General features: G+C 71.2%; 16 protein-coding genes. 13 read left to right on the top strand and 3 right to left on the bottom strand.

Features of this window, described 5'->3' with window-relative positions; all coding sequences use genetic code 11:
• Window positions 1-35 precede the first annotated feature (35 nt).
• The 3 genes from H9L41_RS03045 to H9L41_RS03055 are packed head-to-tail and all read left to right on the top strand — an operon-like array spanning window position 36 to window position 2,427.
• The gene (locus tag H9L41_RS03045; protein WP_028445601.1) at window positions 36-614 is read left to right on the top strand and encodes an RNA polymerase sigma factor; all 579 of its coding nucleotides are present in this window, start codon (window positions 36-38) and stop codon (window positions 612-614) included.
• Window positions 611-1,195: a hypothetical protein gene (locus tag H9L41_RS03050; protein ID WP_028445602.1), complete on the top strand. Its 585-nt coding sequence runs from the start codon at window positions 611-613 to the stop codon at window positions 1,193-1,195. The genes H9L41_RS03045 and H9L41_RS03050 overlap by 4 nt, the downstream gene beginning before the upstream one ends.
• Before the next feature lie 20 nt (window positions 1,196-1,215).
• Entirely contained in the window at window positions 1,216-2,427 is a 1,212-nt protein-coding gene (locus H9L41_RS03055; RefSeq protein ID WP_187523669.1) for a hypothetical protein, read from the top strand.
• A 367-nt stretch (window positions 2,428-2,794) separates the two neighbouring features.
• On the opposite strand, the gene H9L41_RS03060 is transcribed toward H9L41_RS03055, so the two are convergent.
• Window positions 2,795-3,790, bottom strand: coding sequence for a FecCD family ABC transporter permease (locus tag H9L41_RS03060; RefSeq protein WP_084300052.1), 996 nt, complete (start codon window positions 3,788-3,790; stop codon window positions 2,795-2,797).
• 187 nt (window positions 3,791-3,977) lie between these two features.
• Between H9L41_RS03060 and H9L41_RS03065 the strand changes: the two genes are divergently transcribed.
• The 5 genes from H9L41_RS03065 to H9L41_RS03085 all read left to right on the top strand — a co-directional run bounded on the left by H9L41_RS03065 (window position 3,978) and on the right by H9L41_RS03085 (window position 9,480).
• On the top strand, window positions 3,978-4,658 hold the full coding sequence (locus H9L41_RS03065) for an SMP-30/gluconolactonase/LRE family protein (protein WP_187523670.1): 681 nt from the start codon (window positions 3,978-3,980) through the stop codon (window positions 4,656-4,658).
• Between the two features lie 14 nt (window positions 4,659-4,672).
• Window positions 4,673-4,870, top strand: coding sequence for a hypothetical protein (locus H9L41_RS03070; RefSeq protein ID WP_187523671.1), 198 nt, complete (start codon window positions 4,673-4,675; stop codon window positions 4,868-4,870).
• A 75-nt stretch (window positions 4,871-4,945) separates the two neighbouring features.
• Window positions 4,946-7,780 (top strand): valine--tRNA ligase, encoded by a 2,835-nt coding sequence (locus H9L41_RS03075; protein ID WP_028445606.1) that lies wholly within the window; start codon window positions 4,946-4,948, stop codon window positions 7,778-7,780.
• Window positions 7,781-7,841: 61 nt separating this feature from the next.
• Window positions 7,842-8,726 (top strand): DMT family transporter, encoded by an 885-nt coding sequence (locus tag H9L41_RS03080; protein WP_028445607.1) that lies wholly within the window; start codon window positions 7,842-7,844, stop codon window positions 8,724-8,726.
• A gap of 40 nt (window positions 8,727-8,766) precedes the next feature.
• Window positions 8,767-9,480 (top strand): SapC family protein, encoded by a 714-nt coding sequence (locus H9L41_RS03085; RefSeq protein WP_051318872.1) that lies wholly within the window; start codon window positions 8,767-8,769, stop codon window positions 9,478-9,480.
• Between the two features lie 313 nt (window positions 9,481-9,793).
• Here H9L41_RS03085 and H9L41_RS03090 read toward each other — a convergent pair whose 3' ends face one another.
• The gene (locus H9L41_RS03090) at window positions 9,794-10,222 is read right to left on the bottom strand and encodes an acyl-CoA thioesterase (RefSeq protein ID WP_028445608.1); all 429 of its coding nucleotides are present in this window, start codon (window positions 10,220-10,222) and stop codon (window positions 9,794-9,796) included.
• Window positions 10,223-10,416: 194 nt separating this feature from the next.
• Here H9L41_RS03090 and H9L41_RS03095 point away from each other — a divergent pair, with 194 nt between their 5' ends.
• A complete protein-coding gene (locus H9L41_RS03095; protein WP_028445609.1) occupies window positions 10,417-12,594 on the top strand; it encodes an AsmA family protein in 2,178 nt (725 codons plus the stop codon).
• Window positions 12,595-12,877: 283 nt separating this feature from the next.
• Here the strand turns inward: H9L41_RS03095 and H9L41_RS03100 are convergent, their stop codons facing one another.
• The gene (locus tag H9L41_RS03100; protein WP_157461914.1) at window positions 12,878-13,270 is read right to left on the bottom strand and encodes a hypothetical protein; all 393 of its coding nucleotides are present in this window, start codon (window positions 13,268-13,270) and stop codon (window positions 12,878-12,880) included.
• A 160-nt stretch (window positions 13,271-13,430) separates the two neighbouring features.
• Between H9L41_RS03100 and hutH the strand changes: the two genes are divergently transcribed.
• The 4 genes from hutH to ypfJ all read left to right on the top strand — a co-directional run bounded on the left by hutH (window position 13,431) and on the right by ypfJ (window position 18,708).
• Window positions 13,431-14,966, top strand: a complete 1,536-nt coding sequence (gene hutH / locus H9L41_RS03105) for a histidine ammonia-lyase (RefSeq protein ID WP_028445611.1) — start codon at window positions 13,431-13,433, stop codon at window positions 14,964-14,966.
• A 208-nt stretch (window positions 14,967-15,174) separates the two neighbouring features.
• Window positions 15,175-15,834 (top strand): histidine utilization transcriptional repressor HutC, encoded by a 660-nt coding sequence (gene hutC, locus H9L41_RS03110; protein WP_308419579.1) that lies wholly within the window; start codon window positions 15,175-15,177, stop codon window positions 15,832-15,834.
• A gap of 256 nt (window positions 15,835-16,090) precedes the next feature.
• A complete protein-coding gene (gene hutU, locus H9L41_RS03115; RefSeq protein WP_028445613.1) occupies window positions 16,091-17,761 on the top strand; it encodes a urocanate hydratase in 1,671 nt (556 codons plus the stop codon).
• 92 nt (window positions 17,762-17,853) lie between these two features.
• Window positions 17,854-18,708 (top strand): KPN_02809 family neutral zinc metallopeptidase, encoded by an 855-nt coding sequence (ypfJ, locus tag H9L41_RS03120; protein WP_028445614.1) that lies wholly within the window; start codon window positions 17,854-17,856, stop codon window positions 18,706-18,708.
• Window positions 18,709-18,787 lie beyond the last annotated feature (79 nt).

Raw genomic sequence — 18,787 nt, forward strand, 5'->3', positions numbered from 1 at the left:
GATAACGCCACCGTATTCGCCCAGACGAGCCCACCGTGCCCGCAGCCGCCCCACCCACCGACGATGAGCTGTTCGCCCGCCTGCGCAATGGCGACGAGGCGGCCTTCACGACGCTGTACCGGCGCCATCGCGACGCCGTCTACCGCTTCGCCCTGATGCTGGCCGGCTCGGCCGCGCTGGCGGCCGATGCGACGCAGGAGGCCTTCCTGCTGCTGATCCAGCAGCCCGAACGCTTCGATCCGCTGCGCGGCCCGCTGCCGGCCTTCCTGATGGGGGTGGCGCGCAACCACGTGCGGCGCGGCCGCGCCGAGCCGGCGGCACCGCCGGTCGACGACGGGGACGAGGCGGCCGAGCCCGGCCACGACCACACCCCGCTGGCCAGCCTGCTCGGCGGCGAGACCCTGGCCGGCCTGCGCGCCGCCGTGCTGGCGCTGCCCTTCGCCTACCGCGAGGCGCTGGTGCTGTGCGATCTGCACGAACTCCCCTATCTCGACGCCGCTGCCGTGATCGGTTGCCCGATCGGCACGGTGCGCTCGCGGCTCAACCGTGCGCGCGCCCGGCTGGCGCAAGCGCTGGCCGGGCACGCGCCGGCCGGCCTGGAGGCGACCCCATGAACCGACTGCCCGATCCCCCCGTCGACGCCGGCGCCGAGCCGGACCGCGCCTGGCGCGAGGCCTTGGCCCCGCTGCGCGCCGAGCTGGCCGGCGAACAGCCGCCGCCGCAACTCGAAGCCGCGCTGCAGGCCGCTTTCCGCGCCCGCCATGCGCCTCCGCCGTGGCCGCGCCGGCTGGCCGAGCGGCTGCGCCGCCTGGGCGGCTGGCTGAGCCTGGAAGGCGGCCTGTGGCTGCCGCTCGGCGGCGGCGCCTGCGTGGCCGGCCTCGCCGCGCTGATCTGGCTGCGGCCGGTGCTGCTGCAGCACGGCGCCGCGCCGAGCGTGATCGAGCCGGGGCCGGTGGCGCGCCCGCCGGCCGAACTGGTCACCGCCTTCATCCCGCTCGGCGACCCGGCCCGGCTCGAACGCGCCGGCCATGCGCGCATGGTGCGGGTCAGCCTGCCGCGCGAAGCGATGGCGGCCTACGGCCTGCCGGTCAACCCGGCGCTGGCCGACCGGCCGATCGAGGCCGACCTGCTGGTCGGCGACGACGGCAATGCACTCGCGCTGCGCTTCGTGCGCGACGCCCGACACCTGATGTGAACGCTGCGAAAGGAAATCCGATGAAACCCGCCCTGTCCATCCTCGTCCTGGCGCTGCTGCTGGCGCCGCCGGTCCATGCCGATGCGGCGGCCGATGCCGCGGCGGCCACTGCCGCCGACGCGCCCGCAGCGCCGCTGCAACTGGCCGCGGCCGCACCGACCGCTGCGCCGGCCGCACCGGCCGTCGCCGTGCCGGCGACCAAGCCGCGCACCGTGAGCGAGAAGCGCATCTACATCACCCGCGTCGGCGAGGACGGCGTGCCGCTGCCTCCGCTGCCTGCGGTCCCGGCCATGCCGCCGCTGCCCCCGCTGCCGCCGATCCCCGAGACGATCAGCGTGCAGCTGGCCGGCATGCCGCTCGGCGACGGCGACACGCTGGCCTTCGTCGGCCAGGAATTCGGCCCGGCGGCCGCGCGGGTCAAGGGCGCGCCCTACAGCGCCGAGGCGACCAGCGAGAAGGTGCAGGTGCTGGCCGACGGCAACCGTATCGTCCGCCGCACGCTGAGCCGGCTCTACCGCGACGGCCAGGGCCGCACCCGGCAGGAGCTGCTGGCCGAGGACGGCAAGGTGCGCAGCGTGTTCGTGTACGACCCGCAGGCCGGCGTGCACTACCTGATCGACCCGGCGCGCCGCTTCGCCAGCAAGTTGTCGGTGCCGGCCGTTCCGCCGGTGGCGGTCGTCGACGGCGGCCGCGAGATCCAGGCCGGCGGCAAGACCGTGCGGATCGAGCGCCACGTGGTGTCGGTGCGCGACGAGCAGGGCAACGAGACGCGCATCGACACCGGCAGCGGCGGCGAGGCGCCGGCCGACGGCGAGCGCAAGAGCCTGGGCAGCCGCGAGATCGAAGGGGTGAAGGCCGAGGGCAGCCAGAGCCGCCGGGTGATCGCGGCCGGCCGGATCGGCAACGAGAAGCCGATCGAGATCGTCAGCGAGCGGTGGTATTCGCCCGAGCTGAAGGTGGTGCTGCTGACCCGCACGCGCGATCCGCGCAGCGGCGAATCGAGCTACGCGCTGTCGAAGATCCGCCGCGCCGAGCCCGACGCCGGCCTGTTCAAGCCGCCGGCCGACTACATGGTGCGCGACCTGGCGAAGCTGCCGCCGATTCCGCCCGTTCCCCGGTGCCGCCGGTCCCGCCGGTGGCCAAGGTGCCGCCGGTCGCACCGGCCGCACCTGCCGCACCCAGGGCGCCGGCGCAGTAAGGACTGCGGCGACGCTCGCCGCGGGTTCTCGTAGGAGCGGCTTCAGCCGCGAATGGGTGGAGGAGACTCGACCGCCATTCGCGGCTGAAGCCGCTCCTACAGGTGATGCGACCAGCAGGTCGGACTTCGGTCCGACAGCAGCCGTGGCTGGCATCGCTGTCGGACTGCAGTCCGACCTACGGTCAAGGAGCCGGCCGCTTCGCGATCCGTGATTGCGCATCAACAGTGGCAGGAAGAACGGCGCGTCGATTGGTAGCTTGGCCGGCGGCACCGCGAAGCCGCTCCTGCAGCGCTGCGCCCGGTAGGTCGGGCTTTATGCCCGACAGCGCCGCCAACCAAAGGCGCCGTCGGGCATAAAGCCCGATCTACGGCGGGAGGTGAGGCGGCAGGCCGATGCGTGCTCAGCGCTTGCGCACCAGCAGCGCCAGGAAGAACGGCGCGCCGACCGCGCTGAGCAGCGCGCCGATCGGCAATTCGGCCGGCAGCACGGCGGTGCGTGCCAGCGTGTCGGCCAGCAGCATGCAGGCCGCGCCGATCAGCGCTGCGCCGGGCAGCAGCGCGCGGTGCGACGGCCCGAGCAGCAGGCGCGCCAGGTGCGGCGCGATCAGGCCGACGAAGGCCAGCGCGCCGCAGGCCGCCACGGTCAGCGCCACGGTCAGCGCGGTCAGCGCTACCAGCCGGCGGCGCAGCGAGGTCAGCGCATATCCGAGGTGGAAGGCCTCGCGCTCGCCCAGCAGCAGCGCGTCGAGCGCGCGCGCTTCGCGCCACAGCAGGCCGCCGCACAGCGCCAGCATCGGCAGCAGCCAGCCCAGCGTCGGCCAGCCGGCGTCGGCCAGGCTGCCCATCGCCCACAGCAGGGTGCCGCGCAGCGCGTCGTCGTCGGCCAGGTAGTTGAGCAAGGTGAGGCCGGCGCCGGCCAGCGCGTTGAGCGCGATGCCGGCCAGCAGCAGCCGCGCCGCGTCGTGGCCGCGGCCGATCAGCCAGGCCAGCCAGGTGGCGGCCAGTGCGCCCACGAAGGCGGCCGGCGCCGGCGCGAAGCCGGGGAACACCGCCAGCACCAGCGCGGCCGCCAGCGCCGCGCCGCTCGATGCGCCGATCAGGCCCGGCTCGGCCAGCGGGTTGCGGAACACCGCCTGCAGCGCGCAGCCGGCCACCGCCAGCGCGCCGCCGACCGCCAGCGCCAGCACGATGCGCGGCAGCCGCACGTCGATCAGCACGCTGCGCCACATCCGCTCGGTTTCGCCGGCCGGCTCGGCCATCAGCAGCCCTGGCACGCGCCAGAACGGCACCTCGACCGCGCCGCGGGTGGCTGCCAGCGCGGCGAGCAGGCCGAGCGCGAGCAGGCCGAACCAGAGCGCGTTGGAGAGATGGCGGGCGGACAGGGGCAGGGCGGGCATGGTGCGATGGTATGCGCATCGGCCGGCGCGGCGACACCGGTTTCGCACGGCGCGCCGGCCCGGCTGTGGTAGCCGTGTCCAAATCGGTCGGTTGCTTGCTCGAATCGGTCGGCATGTCCGCCTCCGCGCCCTAGACTGGCGTTCCCATCATCGGAGGAGGACGAACAGAATGAGAACGAGCCGCTTCATGCCCCTGGCCGCGCTGGCCCTGCTGTTGCCCGCGCTGGCCGCGACGCCGGTGTTCGACGGCGTGCCGAACGCCGAGAACCAGCTCGCCGCCGGCAACGGCCGCTGGTTCGTCAGCGGCGACGGCGCGGTCTACGAAGGCCGCTACGACGGCCGCGGCTACCGCAAGCGGGCGCTGGCGGCGCGGCTGCGCGACGGCAGCCCGCACGCCTGCACCTTCCTCGGCCTGGCCGAGCGGCGCGGCCGGCTGTTCGCCGTCTGCAGCGACAACACGCTCGATCCATTCGCCGCCAAGCGGCTGTTCTCGCTCGACCTGGCCGACCCGGCGGCCGAGCTGCGCGAGATCGCCCGGCCTGCCGGCCTCGCGCTGCCCAACGGACTGGCGGTCGATCCCGATGGCCACCTGCTGCTGGCCGACTCGGGTGCGCCGCTGCTGCCGGGCCGGCTGTGGCGGCTGACGCTCGACGCCGCCGGCGCGGTCACCGGCCAGGCCGAGCTGCATGCCTTCCCGCTGTGCAAGCCCAACGGCCTGCGCGTCGACGGCGACCGGCTCTACGTCTCGCTCAACCCGCTGAGCTATGTCGGCGTTTCCCAGCTCAAGCGCTACCGGCTGACCGCCGGCGGTCTGGCCGACGGCAGCACGCTCTACAGCAGCTGGGCTTCATCGACGATTTCGCTCTGACCACCGACGGCGTGGTGGTGGCCGAATTCCTCGGCGGCCGGGTCAGCCACGTCAGCGAGGGCGGCCAGCTGCTCAAGCAGGCCGGCTTCGCCCAGCCGACCTCGGTGCGGGTCTCGGCCGGCGGCGACTTCCCGGCCGGCGCCATCACGGTCACCGAACGCGGCAACGGCCGCCTGCTGCTCGACGCCGGCTTCGGCGCCTGGCCGCGCTGAGCGGCCGCCGGGGCCGGTCCGGCCCCGGTTTGCGCTTATAATCCACGGCTTTGCAACATCTTCCGCACCGAGATCATGGAACTGGCCAAGAGCTTCGAACCCGGCGACATCGAGCGCCGTTGGTACCAACACTGGGAACAGGCCGGCTATTTCGCGCCGAGCATGGACGCCGCCGCGCCGTCCTTCTCCATCCAGCTGCCGCCGCCCAACATCACCGGCACGCTGCACATGGGCCATGCCTTCAACCAGACCATCATGGACGGCCTGACCCGCTACTACCGCATGCAGGGCCGCAACACCCTGTGGGTACCGGGCACCGACCACGCCGGCATCGCCACCCAGATCGTGGTGGAGCGCCAGCTGGCCGAGCAGAAGGTCAGCCGCCACGACCTGGGCCGCGAGGCCTTCGTCGGCAAGGTGTGGGAATGGAAGGACAAGTCGGGCGGCACCATCACCAGCCAGATGCGGCGCATGGGCTGCTCGGTCGACTGGGGCCACGAATACTTCACCATGGACCCGAGCCGCTCGGCCACGGTGACCGAGGTCTTCGTCCGGCTGTACGAGCAGGGCCTGATCTACCGCGGCAAGCGGCTGGTGAACTGGGACCCGGTGCTCGGCACATCGGTGTCCGACCTCGAAGTGGAGAACACCGAGGAAGACGGCCAGCTGTGGCACATCAACTACCCGCTGGCCGACGGCTCCGGCCACCTGACGGTCGCCACCACCCGGCCCGAGACCATGCTCGGCGACGTGGCGCTGATGGTGCACCCGGAGGACGAGCGCTATGCCGCGCTGGTCGGCAAGTCGGTGCGGCTGCCGCTGTGCGGCCGCGACATCCCGGTGATCGCCGACAGCTACGTCGACAAGGCATTCGGCACCGGCGTGGTCAAGGTCACCCCGGCCCACGATCCGAACGACTACCAGGTCGGCAAGCGCCACGGCCTGGCGCTGGTCAACGTGATGTCGCTCAAGGCCGCCATCCTGGCCGAGGCCCAGGTGTTCGGCTACGACGGCAGCGTCGAAGGCAGCCTGCCGCTGCCGGCCGCCTATGCCGGCCAGGACCGCTACGCCGCGCGCAAGCTGATCGTGGCCGACCTGGAGGCGCAGGGCTTCCTCGATTCGGTGAAGCCGCACAAGCTGATGGTGCCGCGCGGCGACCGCACCGGCGTGGTGCTGGAGCCGATGCTGACCGACCAGTGGTTCATGGCCATGACCCGCGTGGGCGAGGGCGACCCGACCGGCAAGAGCATCGCCGAGAAGTCGATCGAGGCGGTCGAGAGCGGCCAGGTGCGCTTCATCCCCGAGAACTGGGTCAACACCTACAACCAGTGGATGAAGAACATCCAGGACTGGTGCATCAGCCGCCAGCTGTGGTGGGGCCACCAGATCCCGGCCTGGTACGACGACGAGGGCCGCGTCTACGTCGCCCGCGACGAGGCCGAGGCGCGCGCCCAGGCCGGCGGCAAGGCGCTGCGCCGCGACGACGACGTGCTCGACACCTGGTTCAGTTCGGCGCTGGTGCCGTTCAGCACGCTGGGCTGGACCGGCGACGCCGACCAGGACGCCGCCAACCCGGCGCTGAACGCCTTCCTGCCGTCGAGCGTGCTGGTCACCGGCTACGAGATCATCTTCTTCTGGGTGGCGCGCATGATCATGCTGACCACCCATTTCATGGGCCGCGTGCCGTTCCGCGACGTCTACATCCACGGCATCGTGCGCGATCACGAAGGCAAGAAGATGTCGAAGTCCGAAGGCAACGTGATCGACCCGGTCGACCTGATCGACGGCATCGCGCTGCCCGAGCTGGTGCAGAAGCGCACTACCGGCCTGCGCCGGCCCGAGAAGGCGCCGCAGATCGCCAAGGCCACCGAGAAGCTGTTCCCCGAGGGCATCCCGGCCTACGGCACCGACGCGCTGCGCTTCACCATGGCCAGCTACGCCACGCTGGGCCGCAACGTGAACTTCGACTTCAAGCGGGCCGAGGGCTACCGCAATTTCTGCAACAAGCTGTGGAACGCCACCCGCTTCGTGCTGATGAACGTCGAGGGCAAGGATTGCGGCCAGGACGCGTCGCTGCCGCGCGACTACGGCTTCGTCGACCAATGGATCATCGGCGCGCTGCAGCGCACCGAGGCGGCGGTGGCCGAGGCGCTCGACACCTACCGCTTCGACCTGGCCGCCCAGGCGATCTACGAGTTCGTCTGGAACGAGTACTGCGACTGGTACCTCGAGCTGGCCAAGGTGCAGCTGCAGAACGGCAGCGAGGCCCAGCAGCGCGCCACCCGCCACACCCTGCTGCGCGTGCTCGAGGTGGCGCTGCGGCTGGCCCACCCGATCATCCCCTTCATCACCGAAGAGCTGTGGCAGACCGTGGCCCCGCTGGCCGGCGCCAAGAAGGCCGAGTCGATCAGCCTGGCGGCCTGGCCGCTGGCCAAGCCGGAACTGATCGATGCCGCGGCCGACGCGCGCATGGAGACCTTCAAGGCGCTGACGCTGGCGGTGCGCACGCTGCGCGGCGAGATGAGCCTCGGCCCGGCGCAGAAGGTGCCGCTGTTCCTGGAAGGCGACGCGGCCGAGCTGGCCGAGTTCGGCCCCTACCTGCAACTGCTGGGCCGCCTGAGCGAAGTGCAGGTGGTGGCACAGCTGCCGGCCGACGACGCGCCGGTGCAGGTGGTCGGCGGCACGCGGCTGATGCTCAAGGTCGAGATCGACCGCGCGGCCGAGAAGGCGCGGCTGAGCAAGGAAGTCGCCCGGCTCGAAGGCGAGGTCGCCAAGGCCACCGCCAAGTTGGCCAACCCGGCCTTCGCCGACAAGGCGCCGGCCGCGGTGGTCGAACAGGAGCGCCAGCGGCTGGCCGGTTTCGGCGAGACGCTCGACAAGCTCAAGGCGCAGCTCGCCAAGCTGGGCTGATTCCGACTTGTCCGCAGTTCGACGCCCCGGCCGCAAGCCGGGGCGTTTTCATGAGGTTCCGATGTCCGAATCTTCCCGCCGCCTCGGCGGCGCCCTGCTGATCCTGCTGTCCGCCGCCTGCTTCGGCATCATGCCGCTGTTCGGCCGGCTGGCCTATGCTGCCGGCGCCGATGCGCAGGCCATCCTGCTGCTGCGCTTCGTCATCGCCGCCGGCTGCCTCGCCGTGCTGATGCTGTGGCGGCGCGAGCGCTGGCCGCGCGGCCGGCTGGCGCTCGGCCTCTTGGCGATGGGCGCGATCGGCTATGCCGGCCAGGCCTTCAGCTACTTCACCGCGCTGCGCCATGCCAGCGCCTCGCTGACCGCGCTGCTGCTCTACACCTTCCCGGTCATCGTCACGCTGATCGCCGCGGCCTGGCTCGACGAGCCGCTGACCCGGCGCAAGGTCGTCGCCTTGCTGCTGGCCTGCGGCGGCCTCGCGCTGACGGTCGGCGACGCGCTCAGCGGCTCGCCGGTCGGCATCGCCTTCGGCCTCGGCGCTGCGCTGATCTACTCGGTCTACATCGCCGTCGGCAGCCGGCTCACGCCGCGCGCCGGCGCCTTGCCGAGCTCGGCGGTGGTGATGCTGGGCGGCGCGCTGACCTTCGGCGCGGTCTCGGCCGTGGCGACGCCGGCCTGGCCGCAGACCACCACCGGCTGGCTGGCGGTGGCGGCGATCGGCGTGCTGTGTAGCGTGGTAGCCGCACTCGCCTTCTTCGCCGGCCTGGCCCGCGTCGGCGCCTCGGAAGCCGCCATGCTGTCCACTTTCGAGCCAGTCGTCACAGTGGTATTGGCCGCATGGCTGCTCGGCGAGCGCTTGTCGGCCTCGCAGTGGATCGGCGGGGCGGTTATCATCGCCGCCGTTCTGCTATTGGCGAAATCGCCATCGTCCGGCACGCCGCCGGAATAACCGCAAGGCGTGATTCGCCTTCGTCCCAGAGGGAAGCCCCATGTTCTACAAAGATGTCGCTCCGGTGGATGCCCAGAAGCACGCCGACCTGAAACTGAGCCTCGCCGACAACTTCGCCTTCGCGGCCAAGGTCCACGCCGTGCCGGTGGTGGGCGGCGAATTCTCCAGCCTGATGCGCGAATACCCGATCGTATTCGCCCAGACCGGCGAGGACAGCTACGCGCCGACCGTGATGCTGGGTCTGAAGGCCGAGCAGAACCTGTTCGTCGACGCCGACGGCAAGTGGGACGCGCAGTACATTCCCTTCTTCGTGCGCCGCTATCCCTTCGTCACCGTCGAGGTCGAGAACAACGACGCCGTGTTGTGCGTCGAGACCGGCGCGATCGATGGCGTGCGCCGCGAGGGCGACGCCAATGCCTTCGAGAACGGCCAGCCGACCGAGGCGATGAAGAACTTCGCCCAGCTGATGTTCCAGTCGCGCGACGACGCCAACCGCTCGACCGAGTTCGCCGCCGAGCTGGCCAAGCTGGGCCTCTTGCGCCAGGTGTCGGCCACCGCCGAGCTGCCCTCGGGCGAGAAGCTGAGCATGGACGGCATGTGGGTGGTCGACGAGGAGAAGCTGCGCGCGCTGCCGGCCGGCAAGGCCGACGAATGGCTGAAGAACGGCCTGTTGTCGGTGGTCTATGCCCACCTGTTCTCGCTGAGCAATCTGCAGGGCCTGGTCGAGCGCGTGCAGAAGCGCGCGGCCAACTGAGCGCATCGCGCCCGCTTGCGTCGGACATGAAAAAGGCGTGCCGGACGGCACGCCTTTTTCGTTTCGGCCACCAGGGCCGGGTGGAGTGCTCGGTAGGCCGGACTTCAGTCCGACGGCGACCTCGATCGGCGGCGCACACAGGTCGGACTGAAGTCCGACCTGCGCGGCTATTGATTGCGGGCGGCTGAGCGGAAAGGTGGGTCGCGGCGCCGCTTCCCCTGTAGGTCGGGCTTTATGCCCGATGGCGCCGCCGGCCGAGGACGCAGTCGGGCGTAAAGCCCGACCTACGGGCGCGAGGCGGCGATCCCGCCGCTCACTCCGGCCAGCGCGGCAGCGCCTCGAACATCGCGCGCAGCTCGCCGTCGAAGGCCACCGCGGTGCCGGCCTGCTGGCTGAAGATCACGAAGGTCACGTCGGCCTCGGCGATCACCGTCGGCGTGCCCTTGAGCCGCACCACCTGGTGGATCACCGCGCTGCGGCCGCCGACCTTCTTCACGGCGGTCTCGATCGACAGCTCCTCGCCCATCAGGGCGGCGCGGCGGTAGTCGATGTTGATGTTGACGATCACGAAGGCGAGGCCGGACTTGACGAAGAATTCGACCGAGCCGTACGCCTCGGTGAAGCCCCAGCGCGCCTCCTCGAGGAATTCGAGGTAGCGCGCGTTGTTGACGTGGCCGTACAGGTCGAGGTGGTAGCCGCGCACCTTGATCTCGGTGATGTGCGGTTGGAAGCTGGCGTTCATGCGGGTCTCCTCTGTCGAGCGCGCGATGTTAGCAGGCGCGCGGCCGCAGCCGGAAACCGATTCGAGCGGATGCTCGAAATGGGCCGGCCGGGAAACCTATGCGTGCCTGGCCGGGTCCATAGCAGCCTTGCCGTGGTGGTCGATCCGGCCGCTATTCGCAAGTGTTCCCGCCGCTTCTGGGATAATCCCGCCCCATGTTCCTGCAATCCCTGTCTCCCTCGTCGCGCCGCGGCGTCTACGCGCTGGCGATCGTGCTGGCCGCGGTGGTCGCGCTGCCGCTGCTCGACTGGACTTCCTTCGCCCAGAAACTGTCGGGCGACGCCACCGCTTCGCTCGGCCGCCGGGTCGAGATCGGCGGCCTGCGCCTGGCCTTGCTGCCGCGGCCCAACGTGACGCTCGAGGAGGTGGTGGTCAGCGAGCCCGACCGCCGCTCACTGTTCGCCCGCTTCGACAGCGCACGCTTCTCGCTCGGCTGGAGCGGGCTGTGGCACGGCCGCGCCGAGCTGGTCGACGCCCGCATCGAAGGCCTGCACCTGGGCATCGCCGCCGGCGCCGACGGCCGGCTCAACATCGACGACCTGCTGACCCGCAAGCCCAAGTCCGACCGCATCGACTGGCAGCCGCGCCGGGTCGACCTGGTCGGCGCCGCGGTCGACTGGCGCGCCGACGGCCAGGTCACCCGGTTCCGCAATCTCGACCTGCACGCGATCGATCCCGAGGGCGAAGCCGGCGCGGTCACCGTGCAGGGCCAGGTGGCGGCGGCCGACTGGGCCGGCGGCCTGCGCATCGACAGCGGGCTGCGCATCGACCGGCCCAGGCTGACCGCGCGGCTCAAGGATTTCCGCCTGGCCGTCAACGCCGCCACGCCGGAATGGCACGAGGGCCGTTTCGAGCTGGCCGGCGACCTGGCCGCCGCGGCCTTGCCCTGGCGCGGCGTGCTGAGCCAGGCGCGCGCCCGCGCCAGCGCCCAGCGCGGCGACCAGCACTGGCAGGCCAATTTCCGCACGCCCGAGCTGCGTGGCGGCGAGGCCGGCCTGTCGACCGGCCGGGTCGACGCCGAATTCGGCATCAAGAGCGCCAGCCTCGAACTGGCCGGCCAGCTGCGGGTCGAGAAACTGGCCGCCGACGCGGCCGGCAGCCTGCTGGCCGATGCGGCGCGGGTGCGCATGCAACTGCTCGACGACGACCAGAACGCCCAGTTCGATTTCGAGAGCCCGCTGCGCATCGAGGGCTGGCGCCGGGTCTCGCTCGAAGGCTTCGCGCTGACCGGCGGCTATCGCCACAAGGCCTTGCCGCGCGGCGCGATCCGGCTCGAACTCGGCGGCCGGGCGGCGCTGGACCTGGAGAAGGAGCGCTTCGACTGGGACAGCCGCGGCCAGCTCGACGGCGCCGAAGTCAGCGCCCAGCTGTCGCTGGAGAATTTCGTCAGCCCCAAGTACGCCTTCGGCCTGGACCTCGCCAAGCTCGACCTGACGCCTTACCTGCCGGTGGCCGACAGCGCGCCGCTGGCCGGCGCGGCCAGCCAGCCGCTCGACTGGGGCTGGCTCGGCGGCGCCAATGCGCGCGGCCAGCTGCGGCTGGGCGAGCTCGACATCGGCCGCTTCCGGGTGTTCAACCTGCAGGCCGGCATCGACGCCGCCAACCGCAAGCTGCGGCTGGAGCCCCTGGCGGCCGACGTCTACGGCGGCCAGCTCAAGGGCCGGCTGCTGCTCGACGCCGGCAAGACGCCGAAGCTGCAGCTGACCCAGACCCTGGCCGGCATGGAGATCGCCGCGCTGATGTCGGACCTGTTCGGCATCGAGCGGCTGGCCGGCCGCGGCACGGTCAACCTCGACGTCGGCGCGCCGGCCACCAGCCTCGACGCGCTGCGGCGCGGCCTGAACGGCCGCATGGACCTGATGCTGACGCGCGGCGCGATCACCGGCTTCGACCTCGGCGAGACGCTGCGCGAATGGCGCGGCAACCTGGCCAAGCTGACCGGCACTACGCTGAAGGCCGATACCGGGCGGCGCATGCGCTTTTCCGACCTCAGCGCCCGCTTCGTGATCAAGGACGGCGTGGCCGAGAGCCGCGACCTGGCGATCCGCGCGCCGTTCGTGACCATGGACGGCGCCGGCCGGCTCGATATCGGCGCCGGCCAGGTCGACTATCTCTTGAACGCGGTGGTGCGCGGCGGCAGCGGCATCCCCGAGCTCGACGCGCTCAAGGGCACCCGCATCCCCTTGCAGATCGGCGGCCCGCTGGCCTCGCCGACCTACCGGGTCGACACCACCGCGCTGCGCGAGAAGCTGGCGGCGCCGGTGGCGGCGTCGACCTCGGCCAAGCCGGCCGCGGCGCCGGCCGAACGCCAGGCCACCGCGCCGCGGCGTTGAAGCGGGCGCCGCGTAGGCGTCTGTATTTTTCTTCTCTGACGACAGCTCCGGTTGCCATTTCGCCGATATGCCGTTTTATGGCCGGGTCCGACGACTCGGCCGATCGATGGACGGAAATGGTCGAAGTTGCTGCGACGAGCGATAGCGAGGCTCCCTCGCGGCGGCGAGGGCGGGGGAGTAGGAATCGATCGGGAAGAGCCGATGCTTGGAGACTCGCAGAAGATGAACGCCCGGCTTTGCCGGGCGTTTTGCTGAGGATTGAGTAGCGCAGGGCGCAGTGAAATCAATCGAGGCTCGTGCAGCCGAGCCGCAGGCTCTCCTGCTGGCGCTGCAGCGCCGCCGTGCGCTGCGCCTGGCTGGCCTTGCGCGATGGCCCGTTGCGGGTCGACTCGCGATCGGGCTGCTTGCCGTCGCTGTTCCAGATCAGCTCGCCGTCGGCCAGCCGCTCGCATTCGACCGCCTTGCCCGAGCGCGGCGAGGCCGTCGCCGTACGGCTGCCCGGCGGCGCCTGCAGCTTGCGCTGCAATTCGACGCTTTCCGCGCTCGGCTTCACCAGTTGCGCTTGCGGCTTGAGCTTGAGCGCATCGGCGCGGGCCTTGTCGGCCAGCGCGTCGTCGGCCCGGGCCTGGCCGAGCGGGGCCAGCGTCAGCGCCAGCAGCATGGGAACGAATCGCATGCGGTTTTCCTCCTGGATCGTTGGGGGAGGGAGTATTCCACGCGACGGCGGGCTGCCCGAAACGGCATGCGACGAACGACGATGTTGCGCTGCAACTTGTCTATACAAATACGGCGGTGTAGTCTGCGCTCCATTCATCGTGCATCCGGCTGGAGCCCCCATGCAGAACCTGACCCTCACCCCCGGCCAGCTGAGCCTGGCCCAACTGCGCCGCATCGAGTCCGGCCGCGTGCGGCTGACGCTCGACCCGGCCGCGTTGCCGGCCATCGCCGCCAGCGCGCGCACCGTCGAGAAGATCGTCGCGCGCGACGCAGCGGCCTACGGCATCAACACCGGCTTCGGCCTGCTGGCCAACACCCGCATCGCCAACGACCAGCTCGAGCAGCTGCAGACCAACCTGGTGCTGTCGCACGCGGTCGGCGTCGGCGAGCCGATGCCGGCGCCGGTGGTGCGCCTCCTGATGGCGCTCAAGCTGTCCAGCCTCGGCCGCGGCTTCTCGGGCGTGCGCCAGGTGGTGATCGACAACCTGATCGCGCTGTTCAACGCCGACGTGCTGCCGCTGATCCCGGTCAAGGGTTCGGTCGGCGCCTCGGGCGACCTGGCGCCGCTGGCGCACATGGCCGCGGTGCTGCTGGGCGTGGGCGAGGTGTTCATCGAGGGCCGCCGCGCCTTGGCCGCCGAGGGCCTGGCCGCGGCCGGCGTCGCGCCGCTGAAGCTGGCGGCCAAGGAAGGCCTGGCGGTGCTCAACGGCACCCAGGCCTCGACCGCGCTGGCGCTGCACAACCTGTTCAAGATCGAAGACCTGTACAACACCGCGCTGGTGTCGGGCGCGCTGTCGGTCGACGCCGCGGCCGGCTCGAGCACGCCGTTCGATCCGCGTATCCATGCGCTGCGCGGCCACGCCGGCCAGATCGACGCCGCGGCCGCCCTGCGCGAGCTGCTCGAAGGCAGCGCGATCCGCGCCTCGCACACCATCTGCCACAAGGTGCAGGACCCGTACTGCCTGCGCTGCCAGCCGCAGGTGATGGGCGCCTGCCTGGACAACATCCGCCATGCCGCGCGGGTGCTGCTGACCGAAGCCAACGGCGTGACCGACAACCCGCTGATCTTCTCCGACACCGAGGAAGTGCTGTCGGGCGGCAATTTCCACGCCGAGCCGGTGGCCATCGTGGCCGACCTGCTGGCCATCGCCGCCAGCGAGATCGGCGCGATTTCGGAGCGCCGCGTCGGCCTCCTGATCGACGCCACGCTGAGCAACGGCCTGCCGCCCTTCCTGGTGCAGAACGGCGGGCTCAACTCGGGCTTCATGATCGCCCACGTCACCGCCGCGGCGCTGGCCAGCGAGAACAAGACCCACGCCCACCCGGCCTCGGTCGACAGCCTGCCGACCAGCGCCAACCAGGAAGACCACGTCTCGATGGCCACCTTCGCCGCGCGCAAGCTCGGCGAGATCGCCGACAACGTGGCCAACATCCTGGCGATCGAACTCCTGGCCGCGGCGCAGGGCGTCGACTTCCGTGCCCCGCTGACGACCAGCGCGCCGCTGGCGCGGGCCCACGCGCTGGTGCGCGAAGGCGCCGCCTTCTACGCCGAGGACCGCTACTTCGCGCCCGACATCGTGGCGGTGGCGGAGCGGGTGAAGGCCGGGCGGTTCGCGGCGCTGGCGCCTTACAAGTTCGAAAGCCGTGAGGCGTAAGGCGTGAGGGGTGAGGTGTACGCGTGGATGGCACCGTGGAGATCGCCACGAACCGTGCTCGCGGCATGCGCCCCATGTTTCCATACGCAATGCCGATCGAACGCGAGCGCGTCGCTTTCGATCGACGCCGAGCGCGAGTCCGCGCCCCTCACACCTGACCCCTCACACCTCACATGACCCCCCCGCCTACCAGCAGATCAAGGACTACGTGCTCGGCGAGATCCACGCCGGGCACTGGCGCGCCGGCGACCAGGTGCCCAGCGAGAACGAGCTGGTGCGCCGCTTCGGCGTGGCGCGCATGACGGTCAACCGCGCCATCCGCGAACTGGCGGCCGAGGGCGTGCTGACGCGCAGCCAGGGCGCCGGCACCTTCGTGGCGGCGACCAAGTACCAGAGCACGCTGGTCGACATCAAGAGCATCGCCGACGAGATCCGCGCGCGCGGCCACGAGCACGAGGCGGCGGTGCTCAAGCTCGGCGCGGTCAAGGCCGACGCGGCGCTGGCGGCCGAGATGGAGGTGGCGGTCGGCGCCACGCTGTACCACTCGGTGATCCTGCACCGCGAGAACGGCCTGCCGATCCAGCTCGAGGAACGCTGGGTCAACCCGGCCCAGGCGCCCGACTATCTCAAGCAGGACTTCGTCCACAGCACGCCGAACGAATACCTGGTGCGCGCGGCGCCCTTGTCGCGCGTCGAGTACCGCATCGAGGCCCGCCGGCCCGAGCGCGGCACCCGGACGCGGCTGGAAATGGCCAAGGACGAGCCCTGCCTGGTGCTGCACCGCCGCACCTTCTCGCGCGGCGTGGTGGCGAGCGTGGCGAATCTTTACCACCCGGCTGGGCGTTACCAGTTCAGCGGGTATTTCTGACCCGATGCCGGAGGACTTCATGCTGCAGCACTGGCCCCCGGCAAAGCCGGGTGCTCGAAGGCAGCAGCGGCTCGACCGCTGCTCGCTGATCGAATCCACCCCCCCGCCCCGCCGCCGCGGGGAGCCTCGTTCGCGCATGCCGACCAGGCCGCCGCAATCTCGACCGACGCGTGAGGCGCGAGGTGTGGAAGCTGCCGTACGAGGCTATGCGCCCCACACCTCACGCCTTACTCCTCACCCCTCACAGGAGCATCCCATGACCGACCCCCGCATCGACCCGACCCGCGTGATCCGCGCTCCGCGCGGCAGCGAGAAGACCTGCAAGAGCTGGCTCACCGAGGCCGCCTTCCGCATGATCCAGAACAACCTCGATCCCGAGGTGGCCGAGCATCCCGCTTCGCTGGTGGTGTACGGCGGCATCGGCCGCGCGGCGCGCAACTGGGCCTGCTACGACCGCATCCTCGATACGCTGAAGACGCTGGAAGACGACCAGACGCTGCTGGTGCAGTCGGGCAAGCCGGTCGGCGTGTTCCGCACCCACGCCGACGCGCCGCGCGTGCTGCTGGCCAACTCCAACCTGGTGCCGGCCTGGGCCGACTGGGACCACTTCAACGAGCTCGACCGCAAGGGCCTGATGATGTACGGCCAGATGACGGCCGGCTCGTGGATCTACATCGGCACCCAGGGCATCGTGCAGGGCACCTACGAGACCTTCTACGCGGTCGCCAACCAGCATTTCGACGGCCAGCCGGCCGGCCGCTGGATCCTCACCGGCGGCCTCGGCGGCATGGGCGGCGCCCAGCCGCTGGCCGCCACCATGGCCGGCTTCTCGATGATCGCGGTCGAGTGCGACGAGACCCGCATCGACTTCCGCCTGCGCACCCGCTACCTCGACAGGAAGGCCTACACGCTGGACGAGGCGCTGGCCATGCTCGACGAGGCTCGCGCCGCCGGCAAGCCGGTCTCGGTCGGCCTCCTGGGCAACGCCGCCGACGTGTTCCCCGAGCTGGTGAAGCGCAACATCACGCCCGACGTGGTGACCGACCAGACCAGCGCGCACGACCCGGTGCACGGCTACCTGCCGCAGGGCTGGACCGTGGCCGAGTGGCGCGACATGCAGAAGACCGACCCGGCCGCGGTCGCCGCCGCCTCCAAGCCGTCGATGGCGGTGCACGTGCAGGCCATGCTCGACCTGCAGTCGCGCGGCGCGGCGACGCTCGACTACGGCAACAACATCCGCCAGGTCGCGCTCGACCAGGGCGTGAAGAACGCCTTCGACTTCCCCGGCTTCGTGCCGGCCTATATCCGGCCGCTGTTCTGCAAGGGCATCGGGCCGTTCCGCTGGGTGGCGCTGTCGGGCGATCCGGAGGACATCTACAAGACCGACGCCAAGGTCAAGGAACTGATCCCCGACGACGCCCACCTGCACAACTGGCTGGACATGGCGCGCGAGCGCATCGCCTTCCAGGGCCTGCCGGCGCGCATCTGCTGGGTCGGCCTGGGCGATCGCCACCGGCTGGCGCTGGCCTTCAACGAGATGGTGAAGAACGGCGAGCTGAAGGCGCCGATCGTGATCGGCCGCGACCACCTCGATTCGGGCTCGGTCGCCAGCCCCAACCGCGAGACCGAGGCCATGCAGGACGGCTCCGACGCCGTCAGCGACTGGCCGCTGCTCAACGCGCTGCTGAACACCGCCGGCGGCGCCACCTGGGTGTCGCTGCACCACGGCGGCGGCGTCGGCATGGGCTACAGCCAGCATGCCGGCGTGGTGATCGTGGCCGACGGCAGCGATGCGGCCGCCAAGCGGCTCGAACGCGTGCTGTGGAACGACCCGGGCACCGGCGTCATGCGGCATGCCGACGCGGGTTACGACATCGCCATCGAGCACGCCCGCGCCACCGGTCTCGACCTGCCGATGCTGAAGTAGGGCGGCCTTCGCCGCCGCGCCGTGGCGCTTGCCACTGCGCGGCGGATTGGCGATGCTGGCGATCGATTGCGACCCGATGGAGACCTGCAGCGATGCGCCTGGACGACGAAGAGGAAAGCCGCCACATCGAGGATCGCCGCGGCGGCGGGGGTGGCCTGCCGCTCGGCCGGCTCGGCATCGGCGGGGTGATCGCCGCGGCGGCGCTCAGCTATTTCTTCGGCGTCGACTTCCGCGATGCGCAGCAGCTGGTGCAGGGCGTCCAGGGCATGCGGCAGGAGGCGCCGGCGGTCGAGTCCGGGCCGGCCAAGGACGAGAGCGCGCGCTTCGTCTCCAAGGTGCTGCGCAATACCGAGCGGACCTGGGCGGCGCAGTTCGCCAAGCGCGGCGGCCAGTACCAGGCGCCGACGCTGGTGCTGTTCCGCCAGGGCATCGACAGCGCCTGCGGCTATTCGAGCTCGGCGGTCGGGCCGTTCTACTGCCCCGGCGACCAGAAGCTCTACATCGACCTCGATTTCCTCGACCGGCTGCAGCAGGAGCTCGGCGCCCAGGGCGAATTCGCCCGAGCCTACGTGGTCGCGCACGAGGTCGGCCACCATATCCAGAAGCTGGCCGGTACCTCGGACAAGGTGCACGAGGCGCGCCAGCGCGCCGGCAAGGCGAAGGGCAACCAGCTGTCGGTGCGGCTCGAACTGCAGGCCGACTGCTATGCCGGCGTGTGGGGCCACGATGCGCAGCTGCAGGGCCGGCTGGAGCCGGGCGAGGTCGAACAGGCGATCCGTGCGGCGCACGCGATCGGCGACGACACGCTGCAGAAGCGCGCCGGCCAGGCGGTGCAGCCCGAGCAGTTCAGCCACGGCAGCGCCGAGCAGCGCGCGCGCTGGTTCATGCGCGGGATGGAGAGCGGCGATCCGGGCAGTTGCGATACGTTCGCTGCAGGGGCGATTTGACGGGACCGATATGTCGCGGTGCTAGCTACGGAGGGCCCCAACCCCGTCGAAGCCGCCGAGCACCGCAGGGCTCCGCGGG

The organism is Chitinimonas koreensis (assembly GCF_014353015.1).
GTDB lineage: Bacteria > Pseudomonadota > Gammaproteobacteria > Burkholderiales > Chitinimonadaceae > Chitinimonas > Chitinimonas koreensis.

Coding starts and splice junctions, on each gene's coding strand:
- H9L41_RS03050 (WP_028445602.1), top strand. CDS start 611: ATGAACCGACTGCCCGATCCCCCCGTCGACGCCGGCGCCGAGCCGGAC.
- H9L41_RS03055 (WP_187523669.1), top strand. CDS start 1,216: ATGAAACCCGCCCTGTCCATCCTCGTCCTGGCGCTGCTGCTGGCGCCG.
- H9L41_RS03060 (WP_084300052.1), bottom strand. CDS start 3,790: ATGCCCGCCCTGCCCCTGTCCGCCCGCCATCTCTCCAACGCGCTCTGG.
- H9L41_RS03065 (WP_187523670.1), top strand. CDS start 3,978: ATGCCCCTGGCCGCGCTGGCCCTGCTGTTGCCCGCGCTGGCCGCGACG.
- H9L41_RS03075 (WP_028445606.1), top strand. CDS start 4,946: ATGGAACTGGCCAAGAGCTTCGAACCCGGCGACATCGAGCGCCGTTGG.
- H9L41_RS03080 (WP_028445607.1), top strand. CDS start 7,842: ATGTCCGAATCTTCCCGCCGCCTCGGCGGCGCCCTGCTGATCCTGCTG.
- H9L41_RS03085 (WP_051318872.1), top strand. CDS start 8,767: ATGTTCTACAAAGATGTCGCTCCGGTGGATGCCCAGAAGCACGCCGAC.
- H9L41_RS03090 (WP_028445608.1), bottom strand. CDS start 10,222: ATGAACGCCAGCTTCCAACCGCACATCACCGAGATCAAGGTGCGCGGC.
- H9L41_RS03095 (WP_028445609.1), top strand. CDS start 10,417: ATGTTCCTGCAATCCCTGTCTCCCTCGTCGCGCCGCGGCGTCTACGCG.
- H9L41_RS03100 (WP_157461914.1), bottom strand. CDS start 13,270: ATGCGATTCGTTCCCATGCTGCTGGCGCTGACGCTGGCCCCGCTCGGC.
- hutH (WP_028445611.1), top strand. CDS start 13,431: ATGCAGAACCTGACCCTCACCCCCGGCCAGCTGAGCCTGGCCCAACTG.
- hutU (WP_028445613.1), top strand. CDS start 16,091: ATGACCGACCCCCGCATCGACCCGACCCGCGTGATCCGCGCTCCGCGC.
- ypfJ (WP_028445614.1), top strand. CDS start 17,854: ATGCGCCTGGACGACGAAGAGGAAAGCCGCCACATCGAGGATCGCCGC.